The sequence below is a fragment of the Flavobacterium faecale genome, assembly GCF_003076455.1.
Taxonomy (GTDB): Bacteria; Bacteroidota; Bacteroidia; order Flavobacteriales; family Flavobacteriaceae; genus Flavobacterium; species Flavobacterium faecale.
Genome location: NZ_CP020918.1, coordinates 429,596 through 440,874 on the forward strand (window position 1 = coordinate 429,596; position 11,279 = coordinate 440,874).

At 35.0% G+C, this 11,279-nt stretch carries 8 protein-coding genes and 1 tRNA gene; 4 read left to right on the forward strand and 5 right to left on the reverse strand.

Going from position 1 to position 11,279, the window contains the following annotated elements; translation table 11 throughout:
• Positions 1-43: 43 nt before the first annotated feature.
• On the reverse strand, positions 44-1,366 hold the full coding sequence (locus FFWV33_RS01960) for a M16 family metallopeptidase (protein WP_108739340.1): 1,323 nt from the start codon (positions 1,364-1,366) through the stop codon (positions 44-46).
• 233 nt (positions 1,367-1,599) lie between these two features.
• Between FFWV33_RS01960 and rplU the strand changes: the two genes are divergently transcribed.
• The 4 genes from rplU (at position 1,600) to FFWV33_RS01980 (ending at position 5,632) form a co-directional block, all read left to right on the forward strand.
• Positions 1,600-2,022: a 50S ribosomal protein L21 gene (rplU, locus tag FFWV33_RS01965; protein ID WP_108739341.1), complete on the forward strand. Its 423-nt coding sequence runs from the start codon at positions 1,600-1,602 to the stop codon at positions 2,020-2,022.
• A 25-nt stretch (positions 2,023-2,047) separates the two neighbouring features.
• The gene (rpmA, locus tag FFWV33_RS01970) at positions 2,048-2,314 is read left to right on the forward strand and encodes a 50S ribosomal protein L27 (protein ID WP_108739342.1); all 267 of its coding nucleotides are present in this window, start codon (positions 2,048-2,050) and stop codon (positions 2,312-2,314) included.
• Between the two features lie 312 nt (positions 2,315-2,626).
• Positions 2,627-3,292, forward strand: coding sequence for a beta-phosphoglucomutase (gene pgmB, locus FFWV33_RS01975; RefSeq protein ID WP_108739343.1), 666 nt, complete (start codon positions 2,627-2,629; stop codon positions 3,290-3,292).
• A gap of 33 nt (positions 3,293-3,325) precedes the next feature.
• Positions 3,326-5,632, forward strand: a complete 2,307-nt coding sequence (locus tag FFWV33_RS01980; protein ID WP_108739344.1) for a glycoside hydrolase family 65 protein — start codon at positions 3,326-3,328, stop codon at positions 5,630-5,632.
• Positions 5,633-6,157: 525 nt separating this feature from the next.
• Here the strand turns inward: FFWV33_RS01980 and infB are convergent.
• The 4 genes from infB to FFWV33_RS02000 form a co-directional block, all read right to left on the reverse strand.
• On the reverse strand, positions 6,158-8,986 hold the full coding sequence (gene infB, locus FFWV33_RS01985; protein WP_108739345.1) for a translation initiation factor IF-2: 2,829 nt from the start codon (positions 8,984-8,986) through the stop codon (positions 6,158-6,160).
• Between the two features lie 52 nt (positions 8,987-9,038).
• Positions 9,039-10,292: a transcription termination factor NusA gene (nusA, locus tag FFWV33_RS01990; RefSeq protein WP_108739346.1), complete on the reverse strand. Its 1,254-nt coding sequence runs from the start codon at positions 10,290-10,292 to the stop codon at positions 9,039-9,041.
• A 13-nt stretch (positions 10,293-10,305) separates the two neighbouring features.
• Positions 10,306-10,770: a ribosome assembly cofactor RimP gene (rimP, locus tag FFWV33_RS01995; RefSeq protein WP_108739347.1), complete on the reverse strand. Its 465-nt coding sequence runs from the start codon at positions 10,768-10,770 to the stop codon at positions 10,306-10,308.
• 297 nt (positions 10,771-11,067) lie between these two features.
• Positions 11,068-11,138: transfer RNA gene (locus FFWV33_RS02000), tRNA-Gln, on the reverse strand.
• Positions 11,139-11,279: the final 141 nt, after the last annotated feature.

Here is an 11,279-nt window from a genome sequence, read left to right on the forward strand (position 1 = left end):
GAAGCAGATTACCAACCTTTAAAAAATACGATTTAAATCAAAATTAATTTTTTGGTTCTGGAACTGGAACATAATCCAACAACAATCTTTGATTTGGATTTAAATATTTTCTGGCAACTTCTCTAATTTCTTCTCTAGAGATCGAATGATAAATATCTATTTCAGTGTTTATCAAATTTACATCACCGTATAACATGTAGTATTTTGCTAAATTCTCAGCAACACCTTCCACGTTTGAATTATTGTTCACATATTGATTTTCGAATTGATTTTGCAACTTTTGAAAATCTTTTTCTGAAATTAAGTCTGTTTGAATTTTTACAATCTCTTCATCAATCTCTTTCAGTAAATCTGCAGCACCAAATTCTGCCATAGGCAAACTATAAATTATGTACATTCCGTAATCTTCTTGGCTGTAGTTAAAAGCACCAACTTGCAATGCCTTTTTACTTTGATCAACCATTTTTTTGTACAATTTTGAACTTTTACCATCACTTAGATACCCCGAGATATAATCCAATACTCGTGCTTCTCTAGTTTTCATCGAAGGCGTTCTGTATGAAGCCACCACCATCGGAATCTGAATATTTGGATCTTCGTATCTTGCTTTTATCGTTTCGGTTATTGGAGCCTCTTCAAATGAAACCCTTTTCACAGCTGGTCCTTTTGGTATAAAGCCAAAAAATTTTTGGATCCACTCTTTGGTGATTTTAATATCGATATCACCTGCAACCACCAAAACAGCATTATTAGGAGTATAAAATTGCTGATTAAACATTTGAAAATCTTCTAATTTAGCCGAATCCAAATGTTCCATAGAACCTATAATAGGCCATCTATAAGGATGTTTGGTGTACATATTTTCTTTAACCACTTCGATCACCGCACCGTAAGGCTGATTATCTGATCGCGACTTTTTCTCTTCCTTAATAACACCTTTCTGCGTGTCTACTCCTATTTGATTAATCACAGGATGATACAAACGCTCAGCCTCCATCCATAAACCCAACTCCAAACTGTTTGACGGAAAGACTTCATAATAATAGGTACGATCTTCGGTTGTATTGGCATTATTAACACCTCCATTGGCCGAAACCAATTTCATCCATTCCCCTCTTTTAATATTTTTTGTTCCTTCGAAAAGTAAGTGTTCGAAAAAATGTGCAAAACCAGTTTTATTTGGGTTCTCATCTTTAGAACCTACATGATACATCACTGAAGTAACCACCACAGGCGCGGCGCTATCTTTATGCAAAATCACATGCATACCGTTATCAAGATTATATTCTTCAAAAGTGATTTTCTGAGCAGACGCTACTCCACCCAACATAAGAGCAGTACTTGCTATCATTATATATTTTTTCATAAGGATTAATAATATTGTAATGTAATTACCTAAATAATGACATCAAAAATACAGTATTTTAATCATCAAAGAATATTTGTTCCTAATAATTCATCAAAAACAAGCTGCAACACCCATAAATACAAGGGAAATTGAAACCAGACTACAAAACTTAATAAATTTTATTTTAACTAATTGCATAATAAAATATTAATTGTATATTTGCAACCTTAAAAATTTATAAATCAATCGGTATGTATGCAATCGTAGAGATAGCAGGGCAACAGTTCAAAGTAAGCAAAGACTTAAAGGTTTATGTTAACCGTTTGGCTAGTGAAGAAGGTTCAAAAATTTCTTTTGACAAAGTTCTTTTATTAGACGACAATGGTAATGTAACTTTAGGCGCCCCAGCTATAGAAGGTGCTTCAGTAGAAGCTAAAGTGTTACAACACTTAAAAGGAGACAAAGTTATCATTTTCAAAAAGAAAAGAAGAAAAGGATACAAGAAAAGAAATGGTCACAGACAATATCTTACTCAAATTGTAATTGAAGGTATTACTGCTACAGGTGCTAAAAAAGCAACTAAAAAAGCAGCTGCTGAAGCAAGTACTGAAGAAGCACCAGCTCCAAAAGTAAAAAAAGCTCCAAAAGCTAAAAAAGAAGATACTCAAGAATAATAACAATATTTAAAACTAATACGTCATGGCTCACAAGAAAGGTGTCGGTAGTTCCAAGAATGGTAGAGAATCAGAATCAAAACGTTTAGGTGTTAAGATTTTTGGTGGACAAGCTGCTATTGCAGGGAACATCATCGTAAGACAAAGAGGTTCTAAACACAACCCAGGAGAAAATGTATACATCTCAAAAGATCATACATTACACGCAAGAGTTCCTGGAATTGTAAAGTTCCAAAAGAAAAGAGATAACAAATCATACGTTTCAATCCTTCCATTCGAAGTTGAAGGATAATTGATTTTCTCAATTGATAATAAAACCCAATTCGCAAGAATTGGGTTTTTTTTTGGCCCAAACTTAACTTCCGCAATTAAATTTTTTATTTTAAAACGTCAACTTCTACATTTTAAGAATCAATTATGTATCGAAAAGGCCTTTAAAAAAAACAGTAAAACTTTCAAATAAAAGCAATTCTTCATTTTTTGAGCACCTACATTACTATTGCTTTAATTTTACATATTATTTCAACTACCAAAAGATGATTTAATAAATAAATATTTATATTTACTACAATCTCAAAAACCTAATCAGATAATCAAACACAACATGACCATTAAAAAAGCTTTTATATTTGACCTAGATGGAGTTATTGTAGACACGGCGAAATACCATTATCTAGCCTGGAAAAAAATTGCAGATCAACTTGGAATTGATTTCACACATGAGCATAATGAGCTCTTAAAAGGCGTTAGTCGTATTCGTTCTCTGGATATTATATTAGACTTAGGGAAAATTGACGCAACACAAGAAGACAAAAATAAATGGCTAATTCAAAAGAATGATGATTACCTATTGTATTTGGTCGATATGAATCAAAGCGAAATATTACCAGGTGTTCTTCCGATATTAAAATATTTAAAAGAAATAAAGCAACCAATTGCCCTTGGTTCTGCCAGTAAAAATGCGCGACCAATCCTTGAAAAAACTGATATCATTTCGTACTTCGATGCCATCGTGGACGGAAATGATGTAACAAATGCCAAACCTGATCCAGAAGTATTTTTGATTGCAGCTCAAAAGCTTGCCATAAGCCCTGAAAATTCAATTGTTTTTGAAGACTCAATTGCGGGTGTGCAAGCTGCAAACATAGGCAAAATGACTAGCATTGGTATTGGAGACCCTAGCACATTATACGAAGCAAAATACATATTTAACGATTTTACCGAGATCACCACTCAATTTGTAGACACACTAATCCAGGAACAAAGCTAAAGCACAGCAGAAGCTAATTTTAAACAACACAAAATGAACCAAGATTATATACAACCAGACAATTGGTCTATCATAGAAGAAGGATTTGATGTCGAAAGAGTAAAATCATCCGAAAGCTTGTTCAGTATTGGTAATGGAGCAATGGGACAACGTGCCAATTTTGAAGAACAATATTCTGGAAAAACGTTCCAAGGAAGCTACATCGCCGGAATATATTATCCAGATAAAACTAAAGTGGGTTGGTGGAAAAATGGCTACCCAAAATATTTTGCAAAAGTATTAAACGCACCCAACTGGATCGGAATAGACATCGAAATTAACGGTGAGGCATTAGACTTGAACAGTTGTACTAAGATTGAAAAATACCGTCGTGAATTAAACATGCAAGAAGGTTGGTACAACCGATCTTTCACGGCAACTTTACAAAACGGCATCACGGTTGAAGTGAATTCTAGACGCTTTCTATCCATCAATGAAGATGAAATAGGCGCCATCAAATTTGATATTACTCCATTGAACCAAGATGCAACAATCATTTACAAACCCTATCTTGACGCAGGAGTATCAAACGAAGACACAAACTGGGAAGAAAAATTTTGGGAACCACTTGACGTAGCAACTGATAACAATAAAGGTTTTGTTACTGCTCAAACGCTAAAGACAGCTTTCAAGGTTACCACTTATATGCACAATAGCATTTTTGAAAATGATAAAGATCTGCAATTATCACCGCTATCCATCGAAAACGAAGTAGATAAAACACAATTTACTTATCAAGTTTCTGTTTCGAAAAGTATAAAATCTTCTATTCAAAAATTTGGAGGATATACCGTATCATTAAATCATAATAATACACTAGAAGCCGCAAAGAGTGCTATAGAAAAAGCAACTACGATTGGTTATGAACAACTTTTGTCTGACCAAAAAGAAGCCTGGGGAAAAATTTGGGAGATGTCAGATATCACCATTAAAGGAGATGTAAAAGCGCAACAAGGTATCCGTTTTAACATCTTCCAACTAAACCAAACTTATTTAGGGAAAGACAGCCGTTTAAACATTGGTCCCAAAGGATTTACAGGAGAAAAATATGGAGGCTCAACGTATTGGGACACCGAAGCATATTGCATTCCGTTTTATATGGCAACCAAAGATCAAAAAGTAGCTCGCAACCTACTAACCTATCGTTACAATCAATTAGACAAAGCGATTGAAAACGCAGAACAGAATTTAGGGTTCAACAACGGAGCAGCGCTCTACCCTATGGTAACCATGAATGGTGAAGAATGCCATAACGAATGGGAAATCACACACGAAGAAATTCACCGCAACGGTGCCATTGCATTTGCTATTTTTAATTTTTACCGTTTTACAGGTGACTATTCCTATATTCCAGAAAAAGGTTTGGAGGTATTAATTGGTATTGCCCGCTTTTGGCATCAGAGAGCTAGTTATTCGAATGACAAAAAACAATACGTAATTCTAGGTGTTACTGGACCAAATGAATACGAAAACAATATCAATAATAACTTTTACACCAACTATATAGCCAAATGGTGTATTGATTACACAACAGCACAATTAAAAAGAGTTGCTATTGAATACCCTAAAGATCACAAACGTATCATTGAAAAAGTAAAACTGGGTGATGCGGAAATACAAGCTTGGAACAAAGTAGCATCCAACATGTATTTTCCTAAATCAGAAGCCCTTGGAATCTACCTTCAACAAGACGGATTTTTAGATAAAGATTTAGTACCGGTAAAAGATTTAGACAAAGCACAGCGCCCTATCAATCAAAAATGGTCATGGGATCGCGTGTTACGATCTCCCTACATAAAACAAGCAGACGTACTGCAAGGTTTTTACTTTTTTGAAGATCACTTTACGAGAGAAGAATTAGAGCGTAATTTTGACTTTTATGAGTCATTTACCGTACATGAAAGTTCGCTTTCACCATGCGTCCACTCTATTCAAGCCGCTAAGTTAGATAAAATGGATATGGCGTATCAATTTTACCTGCGCACATCACGTTTAGATCTTGACGATTATAACAAAGAAGTTGAAGAAGGTTGCCACATCACATCAATGGCAGGAACATGGATGAGTATTGTAGAAGGTTTTGGCGGAATGAGGATCAAAAACAGCCAATTGCACTTCACACCAAAAATCCCAAAAGAATGGGAAGCTTATTCTTTTAAAATCAATTTCAGAAACCAAATCGTGACAGTAAACGTCAGTGCCGCACAATCTACTTTTACAGTCGATGGCAATCAAGAATTAGTTTTAAATGTTAATGGCAAAGAATTAACTGTTGCTCCAAATGTAGTAGCAACCATTTAAAATTAGTTACAACCATCAAATTCCGGTATAATCAGGTAGAAAGGGTTTTCTATCTACATTCAACATATAGCGACAAATACTAAAGCTCTTTCACTTTCATTCCAAAAAAAAGCAACTCAGTAATGTGTTGCTTTTTGTGTTTATAAACACTTTACTTCCTCAAATTACGAAGTATACCAGGAACCCTAGTCGCACAACAATAGAGATAATAGCGATTTTTAGTTTTAAATGAAATTTCGGGAAGTAGATACAATGCAGAATGACATCTACAACTTTTCAAATAAAAGACGTCAGTGAAAATCATTTTTTTTAGACTTTTACTAACTGATAAAAATTGGATCAACCCGAAGCGTCACGAACTTGAACCGTTTTTTTGGCGTTGCAAGTCCCTAATAAAAAATTACCAAAACAAACAAATGTCTTAATAAATTCGACTTCCACGATTTGAGAATACACATTCCAAGACATTCTTAAACACAAAAAATCCCGATTGCTCGGGATTTTTTACTTTATATACTGAAAATTCTATTTCAATTTTTTCTTGATTGCTACTTCATGGTAACATTCGATAACATCTCTTTCTTCAACGTCGTTGAATCCTTTTACTTGGATACCACAATCATAACCTTTGGCTACTTCTTTGACATCGTCTTTGAAACGTTTCAAGGCTACTAATTCTCCTTCGTGAACTACAACACCTTCACGAATAATACGAATCTTAGCGTTACGTTGGATTTTACCATCCATAACCATACAACCTGCAATAGTACCCACTTTAGAGATTTTAAACAATTCTCTAATTTCAGCAGTACCAAGTACTTCCTCTTTCATTTCAGGAGCTAACATTCCTTCCATTGCATCTTTCAAGTCATCGATTGCTGCGTAGATAATAGAGTAGTAACGGATGTCGATTTCTTCCTTATCAGCCAGTTGTCTTGCGTTTCCAGCAGGACGAACGTTAAATCCGATAATGATCGCATCAGAAGCAGAAGCCAACATAACGTCAGTTTCAGTAATTGCTCCAACACCTTTATGGATAATATTAATCTGAATTTCTTCAGTAGATAATTTAGAGAACGAATCAGAAAGTGCTTCAACAGAACCATCCACATCTCCTTTAAGGATCACGTTCAATTCTTTAAATTGACCTAATGCAATACGACGACCAATTTCATCCAGTGTAATATGACGTTGTGTACGTACAGATTGTTCACGCATTAATTGAGAACGTTTTGCAGCAATTTGTTTTGCTTCTTTTTCGTCTTCAAAAATATTGAACTTATCACCTGCTGTAGCAGCACCATCAAGACCTAAAACAGAAACCGGAGTAGAAGGACCAGCAACTAGTACTGAGTGACCTCTTTCATCATGCATTGCTTTAATCTTACCGTGGTGTTTACCAGCCAACATATAATCTCCAATTTTCAATGTACCGTGTTGTACTAAAATTGTAGATACATAACCTTTACCTTTATCCAAGAATGCTTCAACAACAGTTCCTTGTGCTGCTTTATTTGGATTTGATTTCAAATCTAAAATTTCAGCTTCAAGTAATACTTTTTCCAAAAGTTCTTTAACACCAGTACCTACTTTAGCAGAGATGTCATGAGATTGGATTTTTCCACCCCAGTCTTCTACTAGTAAGTTCATACTTGCCAAACGTTCTTTAATTCTTTCAACGTTCGAGTTCGGCTTATCAATTTTGTTTATCGCAAAAATGATTGGCACCCCAGCTGCTTGAGCATGAGAAATTGCTTCTTTTGTTTGTGGCATGATATCATCATCCGCCGCAATAACAATAATAGCAATATCGGTAACTTGTGCTCCACGTGCACGCATCGCGGTAAACGCCTCGTGACCTGGTGTATCTAAAAATGCAATTTTTTGACCGTTATCTAAAGTTACTCCATAAGCACCAATATGCTGTGTAATACCTCCAGACTCACCTGCAATTACATTTTCTTTACGAATATAATCTAGTAACGACGTCTTACCGTGGTCAACGTGACCCATAACTGTAACGATCGGCGCTCTAAATACTAAATCTTCTTCTTTATCAACAACTACTTCGATTGCTTCTTCAATGTCTACAGTTATGAATTCAACTTCATAACCAAACTCATCAGCAACAATTGTCAAAGTCTCTGCATCCAAACGCTGGTTCATGGTAACCATGATTCCAAGTGACATACAAGTACCAATAACTTTAGTAATTGGCACATCCATCATGATTGCAATTTCACCAACAGTAACAAACTCAGTAACCTTAATAGTTTTACTTCCTTCGTCTATAGCTCTTTGCTCATCATCAGATTTTTGACGGTGCGTATCTCTTTTATCTCTTCTGTATTTCGCCGCTTTAGATTTACCACCTTTTTTACCTTGTAGTTTCTCTAGCGTCTCACGAATTTGATTCTTAACTTCTTCTTCTGTAGGCTCAACTTTTGCAACAATAGCAGGTCGATTACCTTTTACAAAACCAGGTCTAGAACTTCTGTTCGCATTGTAACCACCACCACCAGTATTTGGCGTAATCTTATTAGGATTTGGTGCACCAGGAACTCCAGGAGGTCTTGGCGTGCCCGGTTTAGGAGCAATTCTTTTACGTTTATTTTTATTAGCCGCACCTGCAGCACCTGGTTTATTAGGTGTTATTTTTGGCTCTTCTTTTTTCTTTTTAGGTTTGTTAAACTGAGACAAGTCAATAGTTTGACCTGTTAGTTTAGCACCAGATAGTTTTTGATACTGCGTTGCAATAGCTTCTTCAGCAGGAGCTTCATCAGTAGCGGGAGTAACAACTACCTCTACTTTTGGAGTTGTCTTTTTTGGAGCAACTGGCTCAACAACTTCAGCTTTAGCTTCTTTTTTCTCAACAACTGGTTTCTCTGCTACCACTTCTTTAGGAGTTACTTTTTCAGCAACTACTTTTTCTTTAGGCACTTCAACAGGTGCTACTGTAGCTTTAACAGCGGGAGCAGCTTTCTTTGGGTTAAGATCAATCTTCCCAACTTGAACAGGTCCCGTAACCACAGCTCTAGCCTTGATTACTTCTTGTTGTTTCAAGCGTTCCTCTTCGTCTTGCTTACGTTTGTCTTCAATTTCATTTTCTCTCTCAACACGCAATGCCTCTTTTTCCTTTCTTCTTTCCTCTCCTACTTCTTTTGAAGCTTCTTTTTTTCCTTTGTCACCCGCAAATTGACCGCACAAGACCTTGTATTCATTATCAGAAATTTTTGTGTTGGGGTTAGACTCAATGCTAATCCCTTTATCTTTCAGATAATCCACAGCTCTTTCTAAAGAAATATTCAATTCTCTTAAAACTTTGTTTATTCTAATAATTCTCTCTTCAGACATAAAACCTTTTTAATATTACCTTTTTCGTTGTGTTGCTAGAAGTATTTAGAGGTTAACTCTCAAATTCTTCTTTCAAAATTTTCATTACATCTAGAATTGTTTCCTCTTCTAGGTCTGTTCTTCTAACTAAATCATTTACTTCTTGAGCTAAGATACTTTTTGCAGTATCCAAACCAATTTTAGCAAATTCTTCAATTACCCACGCTTCTATCTCATCTGAGAATTCTGTCAACTCCACATCATCCTCATCTGCCGTAGCACCAGCTACATCGCCTTCACGTATAACATCTAACTCATAACCTGTCAATTGACCAGCCAATCTGATGTTATGCCCTCCACGACCAATAGCCTTAGACACTTCTTCCAATTTCAAAAACACTTCTGCTCTCTTAGTTTCTTCATTGATTTTAATCGAAGATACTTTTGCAGGGCTTAATGCTCTTGTTATATACAATTGAATGTTACTAGTAAAATTAATAACATCAATATTTTCATTACCTAATTCACGTACAATTCCGTGAATACGTGATCCTTTCATACCTACACAAGCACCAACTGGATCAATTCTATCATCATAAGTTTCAACAGCTACTTTTGCTTTTTCACCAGGAATTCTTACAACATTTTTAACCATAATCAAACCGTCAAAAACCTCAGGAATCTCTTGTTCAAACAATTTCTCTAAAAACTTCTCAGAAGTTCTAGACATAATAATTTGAGGTTTATTTCCTTTTAGCTCAACGCTTTCAATAATTCCACGAACGTTATCTCCTTTACGGAAAAAGTCAGAAGGAATTTGTTTTTCTTTAGGTAAAACAATTTCGTTACCTTCATCATCTACCAAAATTACAACTCTTGGTCGAACATGGTGCACTTCTGCGGTGTAAATATCGCCAATTAAATCTTTAAATTGCTTATAAAGATTTGTATTGTCGTGTTCATGAATTTTAGAAATCAAGTTTTGACGTAAAGCCAAGATCGCTCTTCTTCCTAAATCAATTAATTTCACCTCTTCAGAAACCTCTTCACCAATTTCAAAATCGGCTTCAATTTTTCTTGCTTCAGTTAGCGTAATTTCTTCGTTTTCAAAATCTAGATCTTCATCAGCAACGATTACTCTTCTTCTCCAGATTTCCATATCTCCTTTATCAGGATTTATAATAATATCAAAATTGTCATCTGAACCGTATTTTTTCTTCAATGCATTTCTAAATACATCTTCTAAAATTGCCATAAGCGTTACACGATCAATAAGTTTATCATCTTTAAACTCTGAAAATGAATCGATTAATGCTAAATTTTCCATGCGAATTCTTTAATTAAAATGTTACTGTAACAATTGCTTCTTTTATATCTCCATAAGATAGCTCCAGTCTTTTTTGAACTGTCTCTTTCCCTTTCCCAATTTTCTTAGGTTCTCTTGCTTCCCACGCCAAAATTACAAAATCATCATTAGCTTCTACCAATTCTGCTTCTATATTTTCGGTTGCTGTTTTCACAATCAGGGTTCTACCTACATTTTTCTTGTATTGTCTAATAAATTTAAGCGGTCCACCAACTCCAAAAGAAGCTACTTCAAGCGAGAAATCTTGTTCTTCACGATCCAAATTACTCTCTACCGCTCTACTTACATCAATACAATCTTGTAAAACCACTCCGTTATCACCATCAATAGTCACAATTACTTTAAAAGCATCTGTGATTACAACGTCAATCAAGAAAAGCGAAGGCCTCTCTGATAACGCTTCTAATAGCAATGAATTTATTTTTTCTTTAAACACCATATTTTTATAAAAAGAGGGGACTATTAGTCCCCTCATTATCTAGATTTTAATAAATAACGGTGCAAATATAGTGTTTTTTTTATAAACCAAAAAAAATACCTTACCCTCAGACTATATCTTCGTCCTTTTGCATCCTAAAATTTATCGTTTCCCTACTTTTTTTTCATTCGAAAAATAAAAACTAACTTTTTATTGTTTCGGAAAAATTTGTATCGAAAATGAATTGTCGCAAAAAGTATCTGTTCTACCCTCCAAATTAAGAGCAAAAAAAAAGCTTCTCAATTGAGAAGCTTTTTGTTGGTCCACAAGGACTCGAACCTTGAATGACTGCACCAAAAACAGTAGTGTTACCATTACACCATGGACCATTATTCCTTTGTTGCGGGTGCAAATTTATAATAATATTTAGTTTGCGCAAACTTTTTCGGCACTTTTTATTGATTTTTTTTCATTTTTTTTTCGAAAGCATCGAACTAAAAACAAAACAAACTAGCATTCAAGTACTTAAC

Coding starts and splice junctions, on each gene's coding strand:
- rpmA (WP_108739342.1), top strand. CDS start 2,048: ATGGCTCACAAGAAAGGTGTCGGTAGTTCCAAGAATGGTAGAGAATCA.
- rplU (WP_108739341.1), top strand. CDS start 1,600: ATGTATGCAATCGTAGAGATAGCAGGGCAACAGTTCAAAGTAAGCAAA.
- FFWV33_RS01960 (WP_108739340.1), bottom strand. CDS start 1,366: ATGAAAAAATATATAATGATAGCAAGTACTGCTCTTATGTTGGGTGGA.
- infB (WP_108739345.1), bottom strand. CDS start 8,986: ATGTCTGAAGAGAGAATTATTAGAATAAACAAAGTTTTAAGAGAATTG.
- FFWV33_RS01980 (WP_108739344.1), top strand. CDS start 3,326: ATGAACCAAGATTATATACAACCAGACAATTGGTCTATCATAGAAGAA.
- pgmB (WP_108739343.1), top strand. CDS start 2,627: ATGACCATTAAAAAAGCTTTTATATTTGACCTAGATGGAGTTATTGTA.
- nusA (WP_108739346.1), bottom strand. CDS start 10,292: ATGGAAAATTTAGCATTAATCGATTCATTTTCAGAGTTTAAAGATGAT.
- rimP (WP_108739347.1), bottom strand. CDS start 10,770: ATGGTGTTTAAAGAAAAAATAAATTCATTGCTATTAGAAGCGTTATCA.